At 73.2% G+C, this 22727-nt stretch carries 22 protein-coding genes and 1 pseudogene; 6 read left to right on the top strand and 17 right to left on the bottom strand.

The window, feature by feature from the left end:
* Positions 1-86 (top strand): annotated as a pseudogene (locus AB0435_RS21870) (lytic transglycosylase); the annotation flags it as partial.
* Positions 87-200: 114 nt separating this feature from the next.
* Here the strand turns inward: AB0435_RS21870 and AB0435_RS21865 are convergent.
* On the bottom strand, positions 201-581 hold the full coding sequence (locus AB0435_RS21865) for an RNA-binding S4 domain-containing protein (protein ID WP_366003179.1): 381 nt from the start codon (positions 579-581) through the stop codon (positions 201-203).
* Positions 582-696: 115 nt separating this feature from the next.
* Positions 697-2142: a PLP-dependent aminotransferase family protein gene (locus tag AB0435_RS21860; RefSeq protein WP_366427746.1), complete on the bottom strand. Its 1446-nt coding sequence runs from the start codon at positions 2140-2142 to the stop codon at positions 697-699.
* Between AB0435_RS21860 and AB0435_RS21855 the strand changes: the two genes are divergently transcribed.
* Together AB0435_RS21855 and AB0435_RS21850 are read left to right on the top strand one after the other, a co-directional pair.
* Positions 2141-3106 carry a DMT family transporter gene (locus AB0435_RS21855; protein ID WP_366427745.1) on the top strand — a complete coding sequence of 322 codons (966 nt, stop codon included), beginning with the start codon at positions 2141-2143 and terminating at the stop codon, positions 3104-3106. The genes AB0435_RS21860 and AB0435_RS21855 overlap by 2 nt on opposite strands.
* Before the next feature lie 249 nt (positions 3107-3355).
* Positions 3356-3556 carry a DUF1918 domain-containing protein gene (locus tag AB0435_RS21850; protein WP_366003175.1) on the top strand — a complete coding sequence of 67 codons (201 nt, stop codon included), beginning with the start codon at positions 3356-3358 and terminating at the stop codon, positions 3554-3556.
* A 9-nt stretch (positions 3557-3565) separates the two neighbouring features.
* On the opposite strand, the gene AB0435_RS21845 is transcribed toward AB0435_RS21850, so the two are convergent.
* Complete coding sequence (locus tag AB0435_RS21845) at positions 3566-4810, bottom strand: family 10 glycosylhydrolase (RefSeq protein WP_366427744.1); 1245 nt, start codon at positions 4808-4810, stop codon at positions 3566-3568.
* 184 nt (positions 4811-4994) lie between these two features.
* Between AB0435_RS21845 and AB0435_RS21840 the strand changes: the two genes are divergently transcribed.
* Entirely contained in the window at positions 4995-5855 is an 861-nt protein-coding gene (locus AB0435_RS21840) for a 3-hydroxybutyryl-CoA dehydrogenase (RefSeq protein WP_366003173.1), read from the top strand.
* A 170-nt stretch (positions 5856-6025) separates the two neighbouring features.
* The gene (locus AB0435_RS21835) at positions 6026-6283 is read left to right on the top strand and encodes a hypothetical protein (RefSeq protein ID WP_366427743.1); all 258 of its coding nucleotides are present in this window, start codon (positions 6026-6028) and stop codon (positions 6281-6283) included.
* Positions 6284-6322: 39 nt separating this feature from the next.
* Here AB0435_RS21835 and AB0435_RS21830 read toward each other — a convergent pair whose 3' ends face one another.
* From AB0435_RS21830 to infC, 11 genes are all read right to left on the bottom strand, one after another.
* Entirely contained in the window at positions 6323-6853 is a 531-nt protein-coding gene (locus AB0435_RS21830) for an NUDIX hydrolase (protein ID WP_116210818.1), read from the bottom strand.
* A gap of 46 nt (positions 6854-6899) precedes the next feature.
* Entirely contained in the window at positions 6900-8237 is a 1338-nt protein-coding gene (locus AB0435_RS21825) for a transcriptional regulator (RefSeq protein WP_366003171.1), read from the bottom strand.
* Positions 8238-8316: 79 nt separating this feature from the next.
* Positions 8317-9852 (bottom strand): MFS transporter, encoded by a 1536-nt coding sequence (locus tag AB0435_RS21820; RefSeq protein WP_366427742.1) that lies wholly within the window; start codon positions 9850-9852, stop codon positions 8317-8319.
* Positions 9849-11075, bottom strand: a complete 1227-nt coding sequence (locus AB0435_RS21815) for a PP2C family protein-serine/threonine phosphatase (protein ID WP_366003169.1) — start codon at positions 11073-11075, stop codon at positions 9849-9851. Before AB0435_RS21815 ends, AB0435_RS21820 begins: the two co-directional genes overlap by 4 nt.
* 230 nt (positions 11076-11305) lie before the next feature.
* A complete protein-coding gene (pheT, locus tag AB0435_RS21810; protein ID WP_366427741.1) occupies positions 11306-13816 on the bottom strand; it encodes a phenylalanine--tRNA ligase subunit beta in 2511 nt (836 codons plus the stop codon).
* Positions 13816-14940 carry a phenylalanine--tRNA ligase subunit alpha gene (gene pheS / locus AB0435_RS21805; RefSeq protein WP_366003167.1) on the bottom strand — a complete coding sequence of 375 codons (1125 nt, stop codon included), beginning with the start codon at positions 14938-14940 and terminating at the stop codon, positions 13816-13818. Before pheS ends, pheT begins: the two co-directional genes overlap by 1 nt.
* A gap of 153 nt (positions 14941-15093) precedes the next feature.
* The gene (locus AB0435_RS21800) at positions 15094-16257 is read right to left on the bottom strand and encodes an ATP-binding protein (RefSeq protein WP_366003166.1); all 1164 of its coding nucleotides are present in this window, start codon (positions 16255-16257) and stop codon (positions 15094-15096) included.
* A 39-nt stretch (positions 16258-16296) separates the two neighbouring features.
* The gene (locus tag AB0435_RS21795; RefSeq protein WP_366003165.1) at positions 16297-17130 is read right to left on the bottom strand and encodes an RNA methyltransferase; all 834 of its coding nucleotides are present in this window, start codon (positions 17128-17130) and stop codon (positions 16297-16299) included.
* Between the two features lie 118 nt (positions 17131-17248).
* Positions 17249-17635: a 50S ribosomal protein L20 gene (gene rplT, locus AB0435_RS21790; RefSeq protein WP_102921913.1), complete on the bottom strand. Its 387-nt coding sequence runs from the start codon at positions 17633-17635 to the stop codon at positions 17249-17251.
* Between the two features lie 101 nt (positions 17636-17736).
* Positions 17737-17931 (bottom strand): 50S ribosomal protein L35, encoded by a 195-nt coding sequence (gene rpmI, locus AB0435_RS21785; protein ID WP_071964711.1) that lies wholly within the window; start codon positions 17929-17931, stop codon positions 17737-17739.
* 133 nt (positions 17932-18064) lie between these two features.
* Positions 18065-18748, bottom strand: coding sequence for a translation initiation factor IF-3 (gene infC / locus AB0435_RS21780; protein ID WP_366003164.1), 684 nt, complete (start codon positions 18746-18748; stop codon positions 18065-18067).
* A gap of 459 nt (positions 18749-19207) precedes the next feature.
* On the opposite strand from infC, the gene AB0435_RS21775 reads away from it, so the two are divergent.
* A complete protein-coding gene (locus AB0435_RS21775; RefSeq protein WP_366003163.1) occupies positions 19208-19588 on the top strand; it encodes a DUF1844 domain-containing protein in 381 nt (126 codons plus the stop codon).
* 26 nt (positions 19589-19614) lie between these two features.
* On the opposite strand, the gene AB0435_RS21770 is transcribed toward AB0435_RS21775, so the two are convergent.
* The 3 genes from AB0435_RS21770 to mycP all read right to left on the bottom strand — a co-directional run bounded on the left by AB0435_RS21770 (position 19615) and on the right by mycP (position 22716).
* Entirely contained in the window at positions 19615-20448 is an 834-nt protein-coding gene (locus AB0435_RS21770; protein ID WP_366003188.1) for an MIP family channel protein, read from the bottom strand.
* A gap of 174 nt (positions 20449-20622) precedes the next feature.
* A complete protein-coding gene (locus AB0435_RS21765) occupies positions 20623-21357 on the bottom strand; it encodes an SseB family protein (protein ID WP_366003162.1) in 735 nt (244 codons plus the stop codon).
* A gap of 264 nt (positions 21358-21621) precedes the next feature.
* Entirely contained in the window at positions 21622-22716 is a 1095-nt protein-coding gene (gene mycP / locus AB0435_RS21760) for a type VII secretion-associated serine protease mycosin (protein WP_366427748.1), read from the bottom strand.
* Positions 22717-22727 lie beyond the last annotated feature (11 nt).

Below are 22727 nucleotides of genomic sequence, written 5' to 3'. Positions count from 1 at the left end.
ACGACCCGGTCGCCAACATCGTCGCCTCCTGCAACTACGCCGCCAAGACCTACGGCTCCATGGACAACGTCAACTCCGCATACTGACCCGGAGCGACCGAGGCACCAGGGCAGGGCGGACCCCCTGCCCCATCAACCGCGAACAGCGCGAGCACGCTGTTCGCGGTTTTCGCGCTGTCCCTACCTGCCCCTACCCGTCCCCTACCTGTCCCCCTGGAGGCGCTCCAGTTCGCGGCGGTCCCGCTTCGTGGGGCGGCCCGCGCCGCGGTCGCGTACGGGGACGGCCGCGAGCGCGACGGGCGGCGGGGGCGGGCTGTTGTCGACGTAGCACTCCGCGGCGACGGGGGCACCGACCCGCTTGCGGATGATCCGGGAGACGACGACGATCCGTTCGTGCCCGGCCAGCCGGAGCCGCACCTCGTCGCCGGAGCGCACCGTCTGGGCGGGTTTGGCGCGTTCGCCGTTGACGCGGACGTGGCCCGCGCGGCAGGCGGTGGCGGCCTGGGAGCGTGTCTTGGTGAGCCGTACGGACCAGATCCAGCTGTCGACCCGTACCGTCCCGGTCTCGTCGTCTGAAGCCATGCCCCGACTCTAGGCGGTGTCCGCGGACACCGGACACCGTGTCGGCGTCGCCCTGTTGCTTCCATGATCGCCTGAACGGCGGCCAGACGCACCGAGACCCCGCGATCCCGCCCGGTCACGTCAGCACCTCACGACACGCGGCGCCCAGCCGGCGTACGCCTTCGGCGAGTTCGGCCGTGCCGGCCACCGCGGCGAAGCTGAGGCGCAGGTGCGGCGCGGAGGACTCGGCGGCGTAGTAGGGGCGTCCGGGGGCGACGGCGACCCCCGCGCGCAGCGCCGCGGCCGCCAGGGCCGCCTCGTCCGCCCCGTCCGGCAGCCGCGCCCAGACGTGGAAGCCGCCGGGCGGCACGAACTCCACCTCCAGCGCGGGCAGTTCCTGCCGCAGGGCGGTGAGCAGCGCCTCGCGCCGGGTGCGCAGCGCGGCCGCGACCGTGCGGTGGTGGCGGGGCCAGGCGGGCGAGCCGACGAGTTCGAGCGCGGCCTCCTGGAGCGGGCGGGGCACGAAGAAGCTGTCGACGACCTGGATGGCCCGCAGCCGCTCCAGCACCGGGCCCCGGGCGGCGAGGGCGCCGACGCGCAGGCTCGGCGAGGTGGCCTTGGTCAGGGAGCAGACGTGGACGACGATGCCGTCGGGGTCCTCCGCGGCGAGTGTGGACGGCAGCGGCGGGGCGTCCTCGTGAGCGAGGCGGCGGGCGAAGTCGTCCTCGACGACGAAGGCGCCGGCCTCGCGGGCGATCCGGACGACCTCGCGGCGCCGGTCGTCGGCCAGCACGGCTCCGGTGGGGTTCTGGAAGAGCGGCTGGCAGACGAAGACGCGGGCGCCGCCGGCCCGGAACGCCGCGGCGAGCAGGTCGGTCCGCACCCCTCTGGCGTCGGTCGGCACGGGCACGAGCCGCAGCCCGGAGGCGCGTGCGGCGGCGAGCATGCCGGGGTAGGTCGGGGACTCGACGAGCACGGGGGCGCCGGGCGGGGCCAGGGCGCGCAGGGCGGTCGTGAGCGCGCTCTGGCCGCCCGCGGTGATCAGCACCTCGGAAGGCGCGACCGTGCCGGCCGGGCCGCCGATCTCCCGGGCGAACCACGCGCGCAGCTCGGCGACGCCTTCCAGCGGCGGACGGCCCCAGGCGCCGGGGCGGCGGCCCGCCCGGGCGAGGGCGGCGGCGAGGGCCCGCTCGGGCTGGAGGGTGTGGTGGAGGTAGCCGCCGCTGAGCTCGATGACGCCGGGCGGCGGTTCGGCGAGCGTGGTCAGCACGCCGGTGGCGTCGACGGTGCGGGGCACGGCGTCCCCGGCCTGCCCGGCGCTGAGCGCGACCTCCTGCCAGGAGGTGTCACTGGGGCGGGCGGGGGCGGCGGGCGGCACGGCCCGGAAGGCGCCCGCGCCCGGGCGGGTCACGACCAGGCCCTCCGCGGCCAGCGCGGCGAGGGCCCGCGAGACGGTCACGGGGCTGACGCGGAAGCGCTCGACGAGGGCGCGGCTCGACGGCAGCTTCTCACCTGGTGAGTAGCGGTTCAGTTCCCCGCGCAGGGTTCCTGCCAGTTCAGCAGCGCTGTTACGCTCATGCATGAGAGTGAAAGATATCGCTACTCGCGCCGCGGCGATAGCAGTGAACGGTCCGGCCGCCGCAGGGGCCGCACCGGGGAGTGACGCGGGCCGTACGGGCCGGGTCCGCCCCGCCACGGGCGGCGTGCTGCTCGCGGCCGCCGGTGTGGCCGCCTTCTCCCTGACCTTCCCCGCGACGGCCTGGGCGCTGGAGGGGCTCGGCCCCTGGTCCGTCACCACGTGCCGGATGGTGCTGGCCGGGCTGATCGCGGCGGGCTTCCTGCTGGCGGGGCGGGTGCCGCCGCCCGCGCGCCGGCACTGGCCGGGGCTGTTCGCGGTGGCCGGCGGCACCGTCGTCGGCTTCCCGCTGCTGACGACGCTGGCCCTGCGGACGTCGACGACCTCGCACGCCGCGGTGGTCGTGGGCCTGCTGCCGCTGACCACGGCCGCGTACTCCGCGGTGCGGACCCGCACCCGGCACTCGCGGGCCTTCTGGGTGGCGGCGCTGGCGGGGGCGGCCGTCGTCATCGGCTTCGCCCTGCAACAGAGCGGTGGCACGCCGACGCTCGGCGACCTCTACCTCTTCGCCGCTCTGCTGGTGTGCGCGGCGGGCTACGCGGAGGGCGGCAGGCTGGCGCGGGAGATGCCGGGGTGGCAGGTGATCGGCTGGGCGCTCGTCGGCTGCCTGCCGGTGGCCGTGGCGGGCGCGGCGGCGGCCCTGTACGCGGAGCCCGCGCATCTGACCGGGCACACCGTCGCCGGGCTGCTGTGGCTGGCGGCGGGGTCGCAGTTCCTGGGCATGCTGGTGTGGTACCGCGGGATGGCCGCGATCGGCGTGGCCAGGGCGAGCCAGCTCCAGCTCGCGCAGCCGCTGCTGACGCTGGTGTGGTCCGTGTCCCTGCTCGGCGAACGGCTGTCGCCGGCCGCGCCCGTCGCCGCGGTGGCGGTGCTGGTCTGCATCGCGGTCACGCAGCGGACGCGCGGGTAGCCGCCCGGCGGGCCGTGTCGTGAACCTGCGGGCCGTCCGTCCGCACCACCGTGTCCCCAGTCGCCGCACGTGATCGTCCGCCCGCCGCGCGTCCGGCCGGCCCGTCCGGCGACCGAGGACCCACCCGCCGCGGCAAGGCCCGGGCGCTTCCCCGGATGCCCCGTAGAGCGGGCCATATCCCCCCGATCGCCGTAGAATTGACCGCACCCGAGCGCACCAGTGGAACCTCGACCGGAAGGATCACCGCCGATGCATGCGAGCAAGGGCGACCGCTTGGTCGTGCATGGCCGGACCGTCGGGCAACAGGACCACGTCGTGGAGATCGTAGAGGTGCTGGGGCCGAAGGGTGCGCCCCCGTATCGCGTCCGCGCGGAGAACGGCCACGAGACGATCATGTCGCCGGGGCCGGACAGTGTGGTGACCCACGACAAGAAGACCGGGCCCGCGTAGCGCGGACGCTCACCGCGGTGGGCGCACCCTGCGCGGGTAGTGGTCGCGGACCACGCGGTCCATCGCCCCGATCCGGTCGGCGAGCAGCGGCTTCGCCGAGAAGTAGGCGTTCCCCAGCACCTCACGGTGTGTCCGGCACAGCGTGAGGTGGCGGGAGAGCTCGGCCGGGTCCTGCCAGGGCGCGGGCTGCGTGGGGTCGCCCGCGCGGTAGAGCGCCTCGCCCACGTAGAGGTGCACGCCGGTGCCCCGCACGGTCCGCGCCCACCAGGGCACGAGCTCCGCGTAGTCCGCGGCCGGGAAGCCGATGGGCCAGTAGACCTGCGGCACGATGTAGTCGATCCACTCCTCGCGGACCCACTTGCGGGTGTCGGCGCACAGGTCGTCGTAGGTCTGCACCCCGGCCCGGGTGTGCGAACCCCGGGGATCCGTCGTGCTGTTGCGCCAGACGGCGAACGGGCTGATCCCGAACCGCACGTGCCGCTTGCGCCGCTTGACGCGCTGCCCCGTCTCCCGCACGAGCTTGTCGATGTTGTCGCGCCGCCACGCCGCCCGGTCGGGGTGGCCCGCGCCGTAGCGCTCGTACGCCGCGTCGTCGTCGAACCGCTCCCCCGCCACCGGGTAGGGGTAGAAGTAGTCGTCGAAGTGCACGCCGTCCAGGTCGTAGCGGGCGACGGGGTCGAGCATCGCGTCCTGCACGAAGCGCCGCACCTCGGGCAGGCCGGGGTTGTAGTAGAGCTTCCCGCCGTAGGGCACCACCCAGTCGGGGTGCAGCCGCGCGGGGTGGGTGGGGACCAGCCGGCCGGGGTCGGTGTGGTTGGCGATGCGGTAGGGGTTGAACCAGCCGTGCAGCTCCAGGCGCCGCTCATGGGCCTCGCGCACCGCGAAGGCCAGCGGATCCCAGCCCGGGTCCCGGCCTTGAGTCCCCGTCAGATACTCCGACCACGGCTCGTAGGGCGAGGGCCAGAACGCGTCGGCGGTGGGCCGGAGCTGGAGGAGCACGGCGTTGAGCCGGCTGTGCACCGCGGCGTCGAGGAGGGCGCACAGCTCGGCCTGCTGCCGGGCGGGTCCGAGGCCCGGGGCGGACGGCCAGTCGGTATTGGCGACCGTGGCGATCCACAGGCCGCGGAACTCGCGCTTCGGACGGCTTCCGCTCGATCCGGCGTCGTCGAGCGCGGCCGCTTCGCCCGTGGCCAGCATCGCGGACATCACGCCCGCGGCCGCCACGGTGAACCCTCTTCGACTCATACGCCCCATATGCGGGCCACTCCTTGTCGGATCGGTCACACCATACGGACAGAGCATGCCCGCCCCGGCCCCCTCGGCACCGCGCGGCGCGGAGTAACGTCTGGAACGAGGCGGGGACCGGGGGTCCTCCGCGCCGGGACCCGGCGCGAGGTACGGCCGCCGCCGGACGACCGAGATCAGCGAAAGGCACGATGTGACGACCGACATCGCACGCGTCGGAGTAGTGGGCTGCGGCCAGATGGGCGCGGGCATCGCCGAGGTGTGCGCCCGTTCCGGCCTGGACGTCATGGTCGCGGAGACCACCGGCGAGGCCCTGGAGCTGGGCCGCACCCGGCTCACCAACTCCCTCGGCAAGGCCGCCGAGCGCGGCAAGATCACCGAGGCCGAGCGCGACGCCACGCTCGCCCGGCTGAGCTTCACCACCGACCTGGGCGAGTTCGCCGACCGCGACCTCGTCATCGAGGCCGTCGTCGAGAACGAGCAGGTGAAGACCGAGATCTTCCAGGTCCTCGACCAGGTCGTCACCCGCCCGGACGCGATCCTGGCCTCCAACACCTCCTCCATCCCGCTGGTGAAGCTGGCCGTGGCGACCTCCCGCCCGGACCAGGTCATCGGCATCCACTTCTTCAACCCGGCCCCGGTGCAGCAGCTCGTCGAGCTGATCCCCGCGCTCACCACCGGCGAGGAGACGATCAAGCGCGCCGAGGCCCTGGTCGCGCAGCTCCTGGGCAAGCACGCGATCCGCGCCCAGGACCGCTCGGGCTTCGTCGTCAACGCCCTCCTCATCCCCTATCTGCTCTCCGCGATCCGGATGTTCGAGTCGGGCATCGCCAGCCGCGAGGACATCGACAACGGCATGGAGCTGGGCTGCGCCCACCCCATGGGCCCACTGAAGCTCTCCGACCTGATCGGCCTGGACACGGTCGCGTCGGTGGCGAACAGCATGTACGAGGAGTTCAAGGAGCCGCTCTACGCCGCTCCCCCGCTGCTCCAGCGCATGGTCGACGCGGGCCGGCTCGGCCGCAAGACGGGCTCGGGCTTCTACTCCTACTGAGCGGACCCCTCGCGGACTACGCAACGTCACCGCCGCACACCCGTGCTCACACGGGGTGTGCGGCGGTGACTCGCATATACCCCCCGCACACGCTCCCGCTCAGCGGCCCGACGCGGTTGACTCTGCTCGTCGGACACACACGGAGAGACATTCCGGAAGGGGTACGGACCGTGACCATCCATCCCGAGCAGGCCGTCAGAGCGGCTGAGCTCGCGGAGCTCCGTCGTAGCCTCGACGTCGGCATCGTCCGCGTCGACGGCCACCTCGCCCTCCTCACCCAGCGCGGCGATCAGTCGGAGCGCGACATCAGCGAGGTGGCAGAGCGCGTACGGGCCCTGGAGCACAGCAGGTGGCCGTTGCCCTCGCTGGCCGCGCTCACCGGCGTCGCCTCCCTGGCGGTCGCCGTCTGGCAGGCGGCGGGCCGATGAGCGCGGGGTGTGCGTGAATCCGGACGCCGGGCGGGAGGCTCAGCCGAGCCGGATGTGATGCAGCAGGAGCAGCGCGGCCGCCATGTTGGCGGCCGGCACCTCACCACGGCCGATCATGTCGGGCACCAGCTTGAGCGGCACCCACTCGCGGCGGTCCGACTCGAAGTCGTCCTCCGGTTCACCGATGTACTCGGCCTCGTCGGACCAGTAGATGTGATGGCGGGCGTCGGTGAGACCGTTGGACGGTTCCACCGACATCAGGTGCCGCAGGGGGCCGGGCCGCCAGCCGGTCTCCTCCTCCATCTCGCGGGCCGCCGCGAAGGCCAGGTCCTCGCCGTCCTCGACGACGCCCGCGGCCAGTTCCCAGCCCCAGTTGTCGGTGATGAAGCGGTGCCGCCACAGCAGCAGGACCTCATTGGCCTCATTGACCACCGTGGCCACGGCGACGGGCCGCAGCCTGATGAGGAAGTGGTCGAGGTGGCGGCCGTCGGGGAGTTGGACGTCCGCGAGATTGACCCGGAACCAGCGGTTCGAGTAGACGGTCCGTTCCCTGAGATTCTTCCAACGCACGTGTTGCCACCTTCCGCCGAGGTGGCCACCTCCCCGGGCGCTTTCCTCACAAGGGCACGCGCAACGCCCCGTCGATCATCTCGGCGGCCTCGGCAGTGGCCGCACACCCACTCTCGATCAGGTGCTCGCGCACCGCCCGGAGCCGATCCCGTAAGCGCTGCGACTCCATGCCTCTCGCCTGCTCGGTCATCTCCCGCGCGGTGGCCACCGCCTTGTCCGCGTCTCCTTGACGCAGCTCGATATGCGTGAGCATGGCGAGCCGGTGGACACGGCCCCGGTCGTGGGCGGGGGTGTCGACGGCCCGGTCCGCGTGCTCACGGGCGGGTCCGAGGTCGCCGAGGCTCAACAGCGCCTCCGCCACCTGCACATTCACCAGGCCGGGCTGCACATAGCCGGTCTCGGCGGGCTCCTGGCCACGGCGGATGCGCTCGGCCGCGCTCTCGGCGCGGCGGATGCAGGCGAGCGCGCCGACGCCGTCGCCGAGCCGGGCGTACGCCTTGGCCTGCATGGCGTAGAGGTCGGCGGCGAGGGCCGGGGTGAGCTCCGGGCCCGCGGCCCGCAGCGCCGACTCGGCGAACGCGACCGCCTGCCGGTACTCCCGCATGAAGAGCGACTGGTTGACGAGGAGGGCGATGACGTACGCGCCGAGGCCCCGGTCCCCGCTGGCCTTCGCCAGGCGCAGCGCCTGGTGGAAATAGCGCTGGGCGAGGCCGTGCGCGTCGGAGTCGTAGGCGCAGATCCCGGCGACGGCGACGAGTCCGCCGGTGGCGCGGTGCAGTTGGCGGCCGGTCTCGTCGGTGTAGCTGCCGCGGAGCAGGGGCGCCGTCTCGGAGTTGAGGAAGCCGACGACACGGGCGCGGGTCGCGATGCCGCCCGCCTTGCGGTACATCTGCTCGTAGTGGGTGCGGGCGGCGCGGAGCATCTCGATGTCGTCCATGGAGACGCGGGTGAGGCCGCGCCGGGAGACATCGGCGTCCTCGGGCGGGTTCTCCCACTCCCAGACGGGGATGACGGCCGGGGTCCCGGTCACCGCGGGGGCGCTGACGACGTGCTCCCGCTGCTGTTCGTCGGAGCGCCACAGGGCGGTGGCGCGCTCCACGAAGCCGGAGAGCGGGGTGTTGGGCAGCCGGGGGCTGCCGGGGGTGCCCAGGCCGATGTCGTCCAGGGTCAGCGCGCGGTGCAGTCGCTCGCCGAGCACCTCGCAGATGAGGTCCGGCACCTGGCCCCGCGGGCGCTGGCCGCGCAACCAGCGTGCGACGGCGGTGTGTTCGTACCGCAGTGCCAGTCCCCGGGCGCGGCCCGCCGCGTTGATATGGGCGGCCAGTCCGGCGTGGGAAATTCCCGCCTCGTCGAGGATGGCGTCAAGGAGTGTGTTGGGCTCCATCCTGCCCTCCGAAGTGCTCGGTGGGATCAGCGTAATGGAGATCGCTTCGCACGGGGTGTGAACCGGACGTCGCCGTGCGTCAAACGGAAGCCTGCCCTCGGGAGTTGGGGTCACCGGTGGCATCCGGCCGCTCCGGGACGGGCCCGGCGGCCGAGAGCGGAGTGGCGATCTCCTCCAGGGACTTGCCCTCGGCGTCGATGCCGAGGAAGTGCTCGGTGAGGCCTCCGGCCACCATGACGGCCGCGCCCAGGAGATAGCCGAGGAAGAGCAGGGTGCGATCGCTGCCGTCGCCGATCAGCCTGCCGTAGAGATAGGGCCCGGCGGCGCCCACGCACTGGGCGAGGGCGAAGAAGACGGCGATGGCCTGGCCCCGTACCTCCAGCGGGAAGATCTCGCCGACCGTCAGATACCCGGCGGACGCCCCGGCCGAGGCGAAGAAGAAGATCACGCACCAGGCGGTGGTCTGGCTCGCGGCGGTCAGCAGGTCGGCCTCGAACAGCGCGGCGGTGACGGCCAGGGCGCAGCCGGAGAACAGATAGGTGCCGCTGATCATGCGGCGGCGGCCGACTGTGTCGAAGAGCGGGCCGAGGAGGACGGGGCCGAGGAGGTTCCCGGCGGCGAAGGCGATGAGGTAGAGCGGGGCGCGGTTCTCGTGGATGCCGTAGAACTTCGTCAGGACGAGGGTGTAGGTGAAGAAGATGGAGTTGTAGAGGAAGGACTGGGTGATCAGCAGGGTCGAGCCGAGCACGGAGCGGGCGGGGTAGCGCTTGAACAGCAGCCGCAGCAGGGTGGGATAGCCCGCGCGCGGCGCCTGGGTCAGCAGGATCGCCCGGCTGTCGGCCACGGGGGCGAGGACGTGCCCGGCGCGCTCGACCTCGCCCTCGATGCGGGCGATGGCCTCCTCTGCCTCCTCCGGCCTGCCGTGCATGGCCAGCCAGCGCGGGCTCTCCGGCAGATGACGGCGGATCAGGAAGACGGCGAGGCCGAGGAGCGGACCGAGGAGGAAGCCGACCCGCCAGGCGAGCCGGTCCGGGAGCACGTGCAGGAGCCAGAGCTCGGCCACGGTGCCGAGGATCGCGCCCGCCCAGTAGGTGCCGTTGACCAGGAGGTCGACGCGGCCGCGGTAGCGGGCGGGCACCATCTCCTGGATCGCGGAGTTGATGGCGGAGTATTCGCCGCCGATGCCCGTCCCGGCGAGGAAGCGGGTGAAGCAGAGGAAGGCGTACCACCCGGTGCCGTGGCCGAGGGTCAGCGCCGCCAGGCCGCTGCCGAAGAGATAGACGCCGAAGGTGAGCAGGAAGAGCTTGCGGCGGCCGAGCCGGTCCGCGAGCCGCCCGAAGACCAGCGCCCCGGCCACCTGTCCGACGAGATAGACCGTGGCGATCAGCCCGGCGTCGCCTGAGGAGAGCCGGAGGGTGTCCGCGCGGGTGAGGACGGCCGCCACCGCGCCCGCGACGGTGATCTCCAGCCCGTCCAGGATCCAGGCGACGCCGAGCGCCACGACCATCCTGGTGTGGAAGCCGGACCAGGGCATCCGGTCGATCCGGGCGGGGATCAGGCTGCGGACGGCGCCGGGCGGCGCGGCGGGGCCGGGGGATCCCTGGGCGTCTGTCACGGAGCGGCTCCTTGCCTGCGCGGCCTGCCGCCGGAGCGGGCCAGCCGGGCGGCGGGTGACGGGGAGGGGACGCGCTGCCGGTCGTTGCGCAGCACCAACAGCGCGATGTCGTCGGAGAGATGACCGCCCGTGTGCCGCAGCAGGGCGGCCTGGACGCGCTCGACCACGGCGGCGGGGACGATGGGCCCGGCGTGGGCGGCGGCCTCGGCGAGGGCCCGCGCGAGCGGGAAGAAGGCGCCCGCCGCGTCCCGTGCGTCCTCGGCGCCGTCCGTGTGCAGCACCAAGACGTCGCCGGAGTGCAGCCGGGTGAGCCGGGTCACGGGCAGCCGGGGCGGCAGCGGGAAGAGCCCGAGCGGCGGCAGCGGGTCACCACGCCCCACCGGCGCGGCCCTGGCCCTGCGGCCGGGGGAGCCGGAGAGGCGGTACGGCCAGGGGTGGCCGCAGTTGAGGGCCATGACGACGCCGTCGGCGCTCACCTCCAGCAGGAGGATGGTGACGAACTCCTCGCCGTGCGACCGCTCCTTGGCGTCCTCGGGGTCCTTGGCGTCCTTGCTGTCGGCCGCGGCCCGCTCCCCCAGGTGCCGGTGCAGGGCCCGCTCCAGCCGGCGCAGCACATCCGCCAGGTCCGCTTCGTCGTGCGCCGCCTCGCGGAAGCTGCCGAGCACGGCGGCGACGGTGGCGATCGCCGTGAAGCCGTGCCCGCGCACATCACCTATGACGACGCGGACGCCGTGCGCGGTGGCCAGCGCCTCGTACAGATCCCCGCCCACCAGGGTGCCCTCGCTGACCGAGAGGTGGCCGCCCGCGAGCGTCATGCCGTCGAGCCGGGGCGGCAGGGGGCGCAGCAGCAACCGCTGGGCGGTGTCGGCGATCTCGCGGGCGCGCTCCAGGTCCCGTACGAGACGGCGCCTGCGGCGGGTGACGACGTAGGCGGCCGCGGCGACGGCGAGGACGGCGCAGCACGTGCCCGCCCTGAGGCCGGGGTCGAGCCGGGCGGCGGGGCCGAAGGGGGCGAGCGCGAAGAGCGCGCAGAGGCCGGCGAGCAGGACGCACTGGCGCCGGCCGGTGCCCGCGCAGGCGATGACGGGCGCGGCCGCGAGCAGTTGGACGGCCTGGGTGCCGTGGGGCACGAGGAGCTCCCACGCGAGAACGCCGAGGACCCACACTCCGGGCAGGGCGAGCACGACCCTCCTCCGCCAGTGCACCGCCCTTGTCCGGATCATGCCGTCAGCCCCCCTAGCAGCGATGACGCGCTTGATTCTCGCGAGAGCTCACCGCTAAGTAACGACCAGGGCCTTCATTTCCACCCTATTGAGTGATATTCGGACACTCAGGAACGATGGCACGCAGAGGGGCGCGCCCGGAGTTCCGGATGCGCCCCTCTGTGTCAGTGGCGGTGGGCGCGGAGGCCAGTCCTGGTCAGACCCTGGTCAGCCCCCGCACCGCGCGGGCGTCACGCGCCGCGCAGCACCGCGCCCGTGCGCTCGACGGCCGCGGCAACGGCCGCGTCGCGCGCGGCAGTTGCCTCGTCGGCCGTCAGGGTGCGGTCGGCGGCGCGGAAGCGCAGCGCGTACGCCAGCGACTTCTTGCCCTCGCCGAGCTGCTCGCCGGTGAAGATGTCGAACAGCCGCAGCGACTCCAGGAGTTCGCCCGCGCCGGCCCGCAGCGCGGCCTCGACCTCGGCGGCCGGGACGGAGCCGTCGACGACCAGCGCGACGTCCTGGGTGGCCACCGGGAAGGCGGACACGTGCGGGGCCTCGACGGCACCGGCACCGGCCCGCTCCAGGAGGTCGAGCTCGATCTCCATGGCGCAGGTGCGCTCCGGCAGGCCGAACGCCTTGGTGACGCGCGGGTGGAGCTCACCGGCGTTGCCGACGAGCACCTCCTCGCCGTCGACCAGGACGAGCAGCGCGGCACAGCGGCCCGGGTGGTACGGCGCGTTCTGGTCCTGACGGACAATCAGCTCGACGCCCGCCGCACGGGCCACCGCGCGGCCCGCCTCGATGGCGTCCGCCCAGGTCGACGGGCGGCCCGTGCCCCACCAGCCGGCCTGCTCGCGCGCACCGGCGAGGACGACGGCGGCGCGGCGCGGCTGCCGGGGCAGCGCGGCGTCCAGGCCGGCGATCTCCTCGTCGGTGGGACGGCGGTCGACGGGCAGCCGGACCGCAGGGCGCTCGGCACCGGTCGGCCGGAAGACCAGCCCGGTCTCGAACAGCGCGAGGTCGTGCTCGCCGCGGCCGTCGTTGCGGCGCAGGGCGGCGAAGAGCCCCGGCAGCAGGGTCGTGCGCAGCGCCGGCTCGGTGTCGGAGAGCGGGTTGACCAGGCGCACCACGAGGCGGCGCGGGTCGTCGGCCTCCAGGCCGAGCTGGTCGAGGGCGGCGTCCCCGAGGAAGGGGTAGCTCGGGGCCTCGACGTAGCCCGCGCCCGCGAGGGCACGGCCCACGCGGCGGTGCAGGCGCTGCCGCTCGGTCAGCCCGCGGCCGGCGGGCGGCTGCGGCAGGGTCGAGGGCAGGTTCTCGTAGCCCTCGAGCCGGATGACCTCTTCGGCCAGGTCGTTGGGGTCGGTGAGGTCGGGGCGCCAGCTGGGCACGGTGACGATCAGCTCGTCCTGCCCGTAGACGTCGCAGCCGACCTGCTGGAGGCGGCGGACGACGGTCTCCCGGCCGTACTCGACACCGGCGACGCGGTCCGGGTGGGCGGCGCTCATCGCGATCGTGCGCGGCCCGCTGGGGGCGACGATCTCGGTGACCCCGGCCTCGGCCGTGCCGCCCGCCAGCAGCACCATCAGGTCGACGGTGCGCTGCGCCGCCGCGGAGGCGGCCTGCGGGTCGACGCCGCGCTCGAAGCGCTTGGACGCCTCGGAGGACAGCTTGTGGCGACGGGCCGCGCGGGCGACGGAGACCGGGTCGAAGTGCGCGGCCTCGACGACGATCTCGGTGGAGCCCTGGCCGGCCGCGTGGTCGGCGATCTCGGTGTCGGCACCGCCCATGACGCCCGCGAGGCCGATGGGGCCGCGGTTGTCGGTGATGACGAGGTCCTCGGGGTGCAGGACCCGCTTGACGCCGTCGAGGGTGGTGAGCTTCTCGCCCGCCTCGGCACGGCGCACGCCGATCGGCCCGTCGACGCGGGACCGGTCGTAGGCGTGCAGCGGCTGGCCGAGTTCGAGCATCACGTAGTTGGTGACGTCGACGGCGAGCGAGACCGTGCGCATGCCGGCCTTCTGGAGCCTGCGCTGGAGCCAGATCGGCGAGCGCGCCTCGGGGTCGAGGCCGGTGACGGTGCGCGCGGTGAAGCGGTCGCAGCCGGCCGGGTCGGCGACCTGGACGGGGTAGCCGTAGCTGTTGGGCGCGGGCACGTCCAGCAGGGCCGGGTCGCGCAGCGGCAGGCCGTAGGCGGTGGCGGCCTCGCGGGCGACGCCGCGCATCGACAGGCAGTAGCCCCGGTCGGGGGTGACGGCGATGTCGAGGACCTCGTCCACGAGCTCCAGGAGCTCGATGGCGTCGGTGCCGGGCTCGTACTCCTGCGGCAGCACGATGATGCCGTGCGTGCCGTCGTCGCCCATGCCCAGCTCCTCGCCGGAGCAGATCATGCCGTGCGACGTCCTGCCGTACGTCTTGCGGGCGGCGATCGCGAAGTCGCCGGGCAGCACGGCGCCGGGCAGCACGACGACGACCTTGTCGCCGACCGAGAAGTTACGGGCGCCGCAGACGATCTCCTGCGGCTCGCCGGTGCCGTTGGCGGTGCCGACGTCGACGGTGCAGAAGCGGATGGGCTTCTTGAAGCCCTCCAGCTCCTCGATCGTGAGGACCTTGCCGACGACGAGGGGGCCGGTCAGGCCCGTGCCGAGCTGCTCGACGCGCTCGACCTCGAGGCCGGCGTCGACGAGCTTGGCCTGCACGTCGCGGCCGGTGGTGCCGGCCGGCAGGTCGACGTACTCCCGCAGCCAGGAAAGCGGGACCCGCATCAGATCTCCATCCCGAACGGCCGGGTGAAGCGCACGTCACCCTCGACCATGTCTCGCATGTCTTCGACGTTGTGGCGGAACATCAGCATCCGTTCGATGCCGAACCCGAAGGCGAATCCGCTGTACTTCTCCGGGTCGATGCCCGCGGCGACCAGCACCCGGGGGTTGACCATGCCGCAGCCGCCCAGCTCGATCCAGCCCTCACTGGAGCAGGTGCGGCAGGGCGCCTCGGGGTTGCCGACCGATTCACCGCGGCAGACATAGCACTGCATGTCCAGCTCGGCGGAGGGCTCGGTGAAGGGGAAGTAGTTGGGGCGCAGCCGCGTCGTGAGGCCCTCGCCGAACAGCGAGCGCACCATGTGCTCGATGGTGCCCTTGAGGTCGGCCATGGTCAGGCCCTCGTCGATGGCGAGGAGCTCGACCTGGGTGAAGACCGGGGTGTGGGTGGCGTCCAGCTCGTCGGTGCGGTAGACGCGCCCCGGGCAGACCACGTAGATGGGGGGCTCGCGGTCGAGCATCGAGCGCACCTGCACCGGGGAGGTGTGGGTGCGCAGCACGACGCCGGACTCGTCGCCCTCGGTGCCCTGGCCCTGGACGAAGAAGGTGTCCTGCATGGCGCGGGCCGGGTGGTCGGGCTCGAAGTTCAGGGCGTCGAAGTTGAACCACTCCGCCTCGACCTCGGGGCCCTCCGCGACCTCGTAGCCCATCGCGACGAAGACGTCCTCGATGCGCTCGGAGAGCGTGGTCAGCGGGTGGCGGGCGCCGGTGTGCGCGCGGTCGTACGGAACGGTGACATCCACCGCCTCCTCGACCAGCACCCGGGCGTCACGCTCGGCCTCCAGCTCGGTCTGGCGGGCGGCGAGGGCCTTGTTCACGGCACCGCGGGCCATGCCCACGCGCTTGCCGGCCTCGGCCTTGGCCTGCGGGGGCAGGGCGCCGATCTCACGGTTGGCGAGGGACAGCGGCGAGGCGGGCCCGGTGTGGGCGATCTTCGCCTCGTGCAGGGCCTCGAGGTCACCGGCGGCGGCGAAGGCGGCGAGCGCCTCGCTGCGCATGCGCTCGACCTCTTCCGGTTTCAGTGCCTCGACCTCGACAGGGTCGTACGACTTATTGGGTGCGGACATCTCTTCCCGTGCTTCCGATCGGCTGGCTTCGCTTCGCTGCGCGGCTTTGCCCGACTGTGTTGGTGCCAAGGTCGTGCCAAAGGTGCCAAAGGTCGAGTCTAAAGGGCGCGTGTGGTGGGGTGGGCCCGCGGGCCGGTGCTCGGCCCTCCGCTCTCAGCTCTGGGAGAGGAAGGCGGGCGCGCCCACGGGCAACGTAAATCGGAACCGGGCGCCGCCGCGGGGGGCCCGGCCGACGGTGATCGTGCCGCCGTGCGCCTCGACGATGCCCTTGACGATATACAGCCCCAGGCCCGTGCCGCCGCGCTTGCTGCCCCGCCAGAAGCGGGTGAAGACGCGGCCCATCGACTCCTCCGGGATGCCCGGCCCCTCATCGCTCACGGTGATCGCCGTACCTTCCGCCCGGGCCTTGGTCAGCGCCGGTGACACCGCTATGGTGACGCGTCCCTCGCCGTGGCGCACCGCGTTTTCCAGGAGGTTGCCCAGAACCTGGTCGATCTTGTCCGGATCCGCCCAGAGTTCGGGCAGCGGGCCGTCGACCTCGACGTGGAAGCGGTCCCCGGGCTGCCCCGCCGCCGTGTGCGCCGTGATGTGCCGCTGGACGGCGGCGACGATGTCGACGGGCTGGCGGCGCACCTCCAGACGCCCGGAGTCGATCCGGGAGATGTCGAGCAGCTCGGCGATCAGCCGGGTGACGCGGTCGGCGTCGGCGTCGACGGTCTCCAGCATCAGCCGCTTCTGGTCGTCGGTGAAGCGCTCCCACTTGGCGAGCAGGGTCGCCGTGAAGCCCTTGACCGAGGTCAGCGGCGAGCGCAGCTCGTGGGCGACGGTGGCGATCAGCTCCGCGTGGCTGCGCTCGGTGCGCCGACGGGCGTCGGTGCCGCGCAGCTGGACGACCAGGCGGCGTACGGGCCCGCCGGCGGACTCCCGCACATAGCGGGCGGAGACCAGCACCTCGCGGCCGCCGGGCAGCAGCAGATTGCGCTCGGGCTGGCCGATCCGGGTGGCGAGGCCGCCGTAGGGATCGGTCAGGGACCACCAGCGGCGGCCCTCCAGATCCTCCAGGGGCAGGGCGCTCTCCAGCGGCCGGCCCATCGCCTCACGGGGCGAGACCGCCGTGATGCGGGCGGCCGCGGCGTTGAAGCAGGTCACCCGGCCGTTCTCGTCGGCGACCACCAGGCCGTCCGGCAGGTCGTCCGGATCCAGCCCGAGGCCGTCCAGGCCGCGCGCGGGCGCGTCCCTGGCACCCCCGGCACCTCGGGATCCGTGAACCACGGCCGGACACGCGTCGGCCACGCTTCCGGAAGTCCTGACGTTCATCACCCGCACCCCCTCCCGAACCCCCGGGGGGCAACCCTACTAGCTGAAGGTCACGGAGCGGCACCCTCCGGGTGCACGCTGCGCACGGGCAGACGCGTAGAGGCACACGGCGGCGGCCGTCGCGAGGTTCAGGCTCTCGGCCTTTCCGTGGATCGGGACCCGCACGACCTCGTCGGCCAGCGCCCGCGTCTCCTCCGGCAGGCCCCAGGCCTCGTTGCCGAAGACCCAGGCGGTGGGCCCGCCCATGGTGCCCTTGTCCAGCTCCGCGTCCAGGTCCCGCTCGCCCGCGCCGTCGGCGGCCAGGATCCGCACACCGGCGTCCTTCAGGCCGCGCACCGCCTGCTCCACGGGGACGCCGACGGCGACCGGCAGGTGGAAGAGCGAACCGACGGAGGCCCGTACGGACTTGGGGTTGTAGAGGTCCACGGAGGCGTCGGTGAGCACCACGGCGTCGGCGCCCGCGGCGTCGGCGCAGCGCAGGACCGTGCCGGCGTTGCCGGGGTCGCGTACGTGCGCGAGGACGGCGACCAGCTTGGGCCGGGCGGCGAGGATCTCCTCGAAGGGCGAGTCGAGGAAGCGGCACAGACCGACGATGCCCTGCGGGGTCACGGTGTCGGACATGGCGGCGATGACCTCGTCCGTCGCGATCAGCACGGGCACACCGGCGGCGTGGGCGGTGGCCACGATGTCCGCGTGCCGCTCGGCGGCGTCCGGTGTGACGTACACCTCGACCAGGTGCTCGACGGCCTCGCGGACGGACTGCGGGCCCTCGGCGAGGAAGCGGCGTTCCTTGCCGCGGAAGCTGCGCTTGGTCAGCCGACGGGCCGCGACGACGCGGGGCGATCGCAGGGAAGTCAGCTCGGGGGCCGCCATGGGCTCACTTTCGGTTGCTGGGTGGTACGGGCCGGGCCGGTGCATCGGGGCCCGGACGCGATCGGACCCGCAGGCCAGAAGCCTGCGGGTCCGGTCGTTTGCCTTACGGCGCCGAGAATCAGGCGGCAGCCTTGGGCGCGTTGACGTCGGCCGGCAGCGCCTTCTGGGCCACCTCGACGAGCGCGGCGAACGCGTTCATGTCGTTGACCGCGAGCTCGGCCAGGATCTTGCGGTCCACCTCGATGTTGGCGGCCTTCAGACCCTGGATGAGGCGGTTGTACGTCATGCCGTTCTGGCGGGCAGCGGCGTTGATGCGCTGGATCCACAGCTGACGGAAGTCGCCCTTGCGCTTCTTGCGGTCGTTGTAGTTGTAGACCAGGGAGTGGGTGACCTGCTCCTTGGCCTTGCGGTACAGGCGCGACCGCTGGCCGCGGTAGCCCTTGGCCGCCTCGAGGATCGCCCGACGCTTCTTGTGCGCGTTGACTGCGCGCTTGACGCGTGCCACTTGTTAACTCCTTGTAGCGGGGCCGCGGTGCGTTCTCACGCGGCCCGAATTCGAATGGGTCCCGGTCCGACGCGCACCCCGTATGGACGGGGCGCGGAGCGTCACTTGCCGAGAAGCTTCTTGATCTTCTTGGCGTCGCCCGGGGCCATCTCGGCGTTGCCGGTGAGGCGACGCGTCAGCTTGGACGACTTGTGCTCGAGCAGGTGGCGCTTGCCGGCGCGCTCGCGCATGACCTTGCCGGAGCCAGTGATCTTGAAGCGCTTGCTGGCACCGGAGTGCGTCTTGTTCTTCGGCATCGCGCCGTATCTCCTCGTCGGTGGCACTCCCCCGAGCCCGGAACCGGGCGCACGGGAGCGTCAGCTGTGTTCGGTTGCTGTCCGGGGCTTGCGGGCCCCGGGGGTGCTCCTCAGGACCTCGCGGTCCCGTGGATCACGCCTCTGCGGGCTCCTCGGCGGACTGCTCCTGCTCGGCGGACTGCTCCTGCTCGGCGGGAACACCCAGGCGCTCCGCCTTGCGGGCGGCCTGCGCCTCGCGGGCTTCGGCCATCGCCTCGGTCTTCTTCTTGTGCGGACCGAGGACCATGATCATGTTGCGGCCGTCCTGCTTCGGGTTCGACTCGACGAACCCCAGCTCCTGGACGTCTTCCGCGAGACGCTGCAGCAGTCGGTAGCCGAGCTCCGGCCGGGACTGCTCGCGACCACGGAACATGATCGTGATCTTGACCTTGTCGCCCTGCTTGAGGAACCGGACGACGTGACCCTTCTTGGTGTCATAGTCGTGCGGGTCGATCTTCGGCCGGAGCTTCATCTCCTTGATGACCGTGTGCGCCTGGTTCTTGCGCGCCTCACGGGCCTTCATGGCCGACTCGTACTTGAACTTCCCGTAGTCCATGAGCTTGCAGACCGGAGGACGGGCGTTGGCCGCCACCTCGACGAGGTCGAGGTCGTACTCCTGCGCAAGCTCCAGGGCCTTGGCAAGCGGCACAATGCCGACCTGCTCGCCGCTGGGACCGACAAGTCGCACCTCGGGGACTCGAATCCGGTCGTTGATGCGGGGCTCGGCGCTGATGGATCCTCCTCGGTAGCACCACGTGGCCGCCTGGCGGACAGCCACGTAACGTCTTTCGTCAAGACCAACCGCACCGGACGCATGAAAAACGCCCCGGACGGGACACAGGCGGGGCTCCATGAAACCGGAGCACCGCCACGGCGAGCCGCGGGGCGCATCTATCGGGCAGCTCCATCGTCCGTACGGAACGATGGGCGCCGCCTGACCGGAGACCTGCCGACCGTGGGTCGGTCAGGTGGGAGAGTCGGAGCCTCCACTTGTGGGCCGGGCACGCGAGTGACCGGCCGGTCGGGATCCAGCATAGCAGTGCGTCGCGGTGAGCCCCACCGGTGCGCGGGCCACGTCGTCCGCACCGCCGCTGCGCGGCGGTGTCCTCGATTGCCGGACGGGCCGGCTGTGGCTGATGTGGGTGCGCATGCCGACCCGTTCCGGGCAACGCCTACGCTGGTCGTCGTCCCGCCGCCCGCGCGCGTCGGGAGACCCCATACAAGCGGAAGAGCAACGATGAGCGACGCCACCCCCGAGTCCACGCCCGCCCCCGCCGACGAGGCGCCGGACTTCGACAGCATGACCCGTGACATCGCGGACGTGCCCGCGGTCGAGGTGATCACCACGGTCGCGGTGCACCTGATGAGCGCGGCGGCGGTCAACCTCGGCCTCGCCGAGGAGGGCGACCGGCACAAGGACCTGGACGAGGCCCGCAAGCTGATCACCGCGCTCGCCGGCCTGGTCACCGCGGGCTCCACCGAGATCAGCAACTTCCACGCCGGTCCGCTGCGCGACGGCCTGAAGACGCTCCAGCTGGCCTTCCGCGAGGCGTCCCTCGTGCCGGACGAGCCGGGCAAGGGGCCGGGCGAGAAGTTCACCGGCCCCGTCTTCGGCTGAGCTCCTGCCGTAATCCTCCGCGCCCGTCAGACGCCGGCGCCGGGCCCCGCGCCCGGTCCCGCGCCGGGGCGCGGCGGTGTGTCCGGGCCGAGGCCGGCGTCCGGCGGGGGCACCGCGCCGGGGCGCGGGCCGGTGTCCGGGTACGGCGTCTTCGTCAGCTCGTCCGCAAGGTTCGCGGGCCCCTGCCGCGGGTGGGTGACCTGGTGCGCGAGGGCCGCCAGTGCGCCGCCGATCAGCGGGGCGACGATGAACAGCCACAGCTGGGAGAGCGCGCCGCCGCCCGCGAAGAGCGCCGGGCCGAGGCTCCGGGCCGGGTTCACGGACGTGCCCGTCAGCGGGATGCCGATCAGGTGGATCACCGTGAGGGCCAGGCCGATGGGGAGCCCGTCGAAGCCGATCACGGCGATCTTGTGCGTCACCGCCAGATAGACGAAGACCAGCAGGAAGGTCAGGACGACCTCAGCGAGGAACGCGCCGCCGGTGCCGAGGTGCACGGCCGAGCGGTCCCCGAAGCCGTTGCTGCCGAAGGCACCGTGGGTCTTGAGCCCCGGCACCTGCTTCGCCAGCAGGAACAGCACCGCCGCGCCCACGATGCCGCCGAGCAGCTGGGCGATCCAGTACTCGATGGCCGTGCGCAGCGTGATGCGGCCCTCCACCAGCAGACCGAGCGTCACCGCCGGATTCACGTGGCAGCCCGAGATCGGGCCCAGCGCGTACGCCAGGGCCAGCAGGGTGAATCCGAAGGCCAGCGCGATACCGAGCACGCCGATGTAGTCGGCCGCGAGAACCGCTGATCCGACAGCGAAGAAAACCAGCAGCGCGGTGCCGAGGAATTCGGCCGCGACGGTTCTCGTCTGCACGGGATCGAGAGTCACCGACCCCAGCTTGACGGCGTCCATGGCGTCCTCCAGAGGATCGTGGACTGTCTTCGCATTGTCGGACGATCCATGACGAGTCGCCTGTTGGGGCACAGCCGTGACCGGTGGAGCATGCGGCCGGTTCCGGGACGCTCAGGGAGGCGGCGCGGTGGGAGCTCAGCGCGTGAAGAGGGGCTCCCCCGGGACGTCCGCGCCCGGCGGCAGCAGGGCCAGGTCCAGGCCGCGTACGAGCCGCGCGCGCAGCACCTCGTCGGCGGCCAGCGCCTCCGCGACCCGCTGGACGACCTCGGCGGGCGCCGAACCGGGGACCAGGGCCAGCGCCAGCGTCCCGTCCGCGTCCGCCGCCGGGGCGACGTGGGCGCGCAGCACGCCCGGCTGCGCCGCCAGGACCGCCCGCAGGGCGTCCGTGACCGACGGGTCCGCCAGCGGGTCCGCGCTCTGCCGCCCCTCGGCCAGGGCGAGCAGGGCGGGGCCGGTCAGCTGGTACGGCACCGGGCCGGCGAGGTCGATGACAACCGTGTCCGCCTTCTCGTGCGCGGCCGCCTGCAGCGCCTGGTGCAGGGGTACGGCCACGGGGCGGGCGTCCGCGCGCCACCGGGCCAGCGACTCCAGCGACGTGAACGCGGGCAGCGCCTTGCGGCCTCCCGGGGCCTGGAGCGTCGGCACGGCCATGTCGCTGGTCTTCTCGCGCTTCAGCCCGTCCGGGCCGGTCTCCACCTCGCCGAGCACGGCGACGACGGGCACGAGCAGGCGGGCGCCCGGCAGGGCGGCGAGCACGGCCGGCTCGGCGGCGGGGTCGTCCGCCCAGGCCGCGAGGGCGGCGGTCAGGGCGGGGTCGGCTGCGCCGTTGTCGTCGGCGAATCCGGGGTCGGGGATGCTCTTGAGGGACACGCGCCGAGCCTATCGGGGGGCCTGCACGCCTTTTCCCCAGGGCTCGCGCCCCAGACCCCCGGCGCCTGCGGCGGGCTTGTTCCCCTACCCCGCCCCTTCCCGAAACCGGGGCTGCGCCCCAGACCCCGCAACACGCTTCGCGCGTTGTCCTCAAACGCCGGACGGGCTGAAATCGGGGGTCTGGGGGCTTGCCCCCACCCGGCGGAGCCGCACATCAGACGCAGCCGGGAAGGGGCGGGGCTGGGGAAAGAAACCCGCCACCGCCTAAACGCCCCGGCGCCGCCAAAGCACCGCCGCCGCGATCAGGAACAGCACCCCCACACCCGCCGCCCCCAACGGCACCGGGGACAGGAAAGCATCGCGTTCGGAGGGCGGCTCCGACCCCGGAGGGCCGAAGAAGCGAGGTGGCGGGGCCTCGGCCCGGAGTGAGTTCACGCGCGCCCCGCGCGCGATCGCCGCCGCCGGATCCACAAGGCCCGCCCCGCGCGCGTCGTCCCGCCCGCCCGGCGGCCCCCCGCTCGCCGTGTCCACGATCAGTTCGCGGACCTGGGCCGGGCTCAGGCCGGGATGTGCGGCGCGTACGAGAGCCACCGCCCCGGAGACGAAGGCGGAGGCCGCGCTCGTGCCCCACCCCTCGTAGTAGCGCCGGTCCGGGTCGGCGATCACCACGTCGACGCCGGGCGCGCAGACGGCCGCGTACCAGCGCCGGGTGGAGAACGCGGCGCGGCCGCCGTACCGGTCGACCGCCGTGACCGCGATCACCCCGGGGTAGGCGGCGGGGTAGGAGACGTGGTCGCCCTCCTCGCCGCCGTTGCCCGCCGAGGCGACGACGACGGCGCCCTTGCCCAGCGCGTACTGGACGGCGGCGTCCTCACGCGGTTCGGGGTGCGCGGTGGCGCTGTCGTCGCCCAGCGACAGGTTGATCACGTCGGCACCGTGGTCGGCGGCCCAGCGGATGCCGTCCGCGAGGGCGCCGCCGCGGGCGCCGCGCGCCTTGGGCCGGGCCGGGTCGCCGTCCTCCAGGATCACCCGGACCGGCAGGATCTTCGCCTCGGGCGCGATGCCGAGCACGCCGTCGGAGCCGTCGTCACCGTGCCCGCGCCCGGCGATGATCCCGGCCATCGCGGTGCCGTGCCGCGCCCAGGCCCGGTCGCCGGGGCCGGCGCCGAAGCCGACGAGGTCCTTGCCCGGCAGCACCTGCCCCCGGAGGTCGGGGTGCCCGTCGTCGACCCCGGTGTCGAGGACGGCGACGGTCACCCCGGCGCCCTTGGTGGTCCGCCACGCGTCCTCGGTGTGCAGGGCGTCGAGGGCCCACTCCTGCGCGCGTATCGCGTCGGCGCGCGCCGGCCCGGCGGGCAGTACGACGCAGG

The organism is Streptomyces sp. NPDC051173 (assembly GCF_040689515.1).
GTDB lineage: Bacteria > Actinomycetota > Actinomycetes > Streptomycetales > Streptomycetaceae > Streptomyces.
Note: the sequence above shows the minus strand (reverse complement) of the source record. Positions and strands in the feature narration are given on the sequence as shown.

What these genes read in the sequence shown, in the direction of transcription:
- AB0435_RS21865 (WP_366003179.1), bottom strand. Translation starts at nt 581, where the DNA reads ATGGCTTCAGACGACGAGACCGGGACGGTACGGGTCGACAGCTGGATC.
- AB0435_RS21855 (WP_366427745.1), top strand. Translation starts at nt 2,141, where the DNA reads ATGAGAGTGAAAGATATCGCTACTCGCGCCGCGGCGATAGCAGTGAAC.
- AB0435_RS21860 (WP_366427746.1), bottom strand. Translation starts at nt 2,142, where the DNA reads ATGCATGAGCGTAACAGCGCTGCTGAACTGGCAGGAACCCTGCGCGGG.
- AB0435_RS21850 (WP_366003175.1), top strand. Translation starts at nt 3,356, where the DNA reads ATGCATGCGAGCAAGGGCGACCGCTTGGTCGTGCATGGCCGGACCGTC.
- AB0435_RS21845 (WP_366427744.1), bottom strand. Translation starts at nt 4,810, where the DNA reads ATGGGGCGTATGAGTCGAAGAGGGTTCACCGTGGCGGCCGCGGGCGTG.
- AB0435_RS21825 (WP_366003171.1), bottom strand. Translation starts at nt 8,237, where the DNA reads ATGGAGCCCAACACACTCCTTGACGCCATCCTCGACGAGGCGGGAATT.
- AB0435_RS21815 (WP_366003169.1), bottom strand. Translation starts at nt 11,075, where the DNA reads ATGATCCGGACAAGGGCGGTGCACTGGCGGAGGAGGGTCGTGCTCGCC.
- pheT (WP_366427741.1), bottom strand. Translation starts at nt 13,816, where the DNA reads ATGCGGGTCCCGCTTTCCTGGCTGCGGGAGTACGTCGACCTGCCGGCC.
- pheS (WP_366003167.1), bottom strand. Translation starts at nt 14,940, where the DNA reads ATGTCCGCACCCAATAAGTCGTACGACCCTGTCGAGGTCGAGGCACTG.
- AB0435_RS21800 (WP_366003166.1), bottom strand. Translation starts at nt 16,257, where the DNA reads ATGAACGTCAGGACTTCCGGAAGCGTGGCCGACGCGTGTCCGGCCGTG.
- AB0435_RS21795 (WP_366003165.1), bottom strand. Translation starts at nt 17,130, where the DNA reads ATGGCGGCCCCCGAGCTGACTTCCCTGCGATCGCCCCGCGTCGTCGCG.
- rpmI (WP_071964711.1), bottom strand. Translation starts at nt 17,931, where the DNA reads ATGCCGAAGAACAAGACGCACTCCGGTGCCAGCAAGCGCTTCAAGATC.
- AB0435_RS21775 (WP_366003163.1), top strand. Translation starts at nt 19,208, where the DNA reads ATGAGCGACGCCACCCCCGAGTCCACGCCCGCCCCCGCCGACGAGGCG.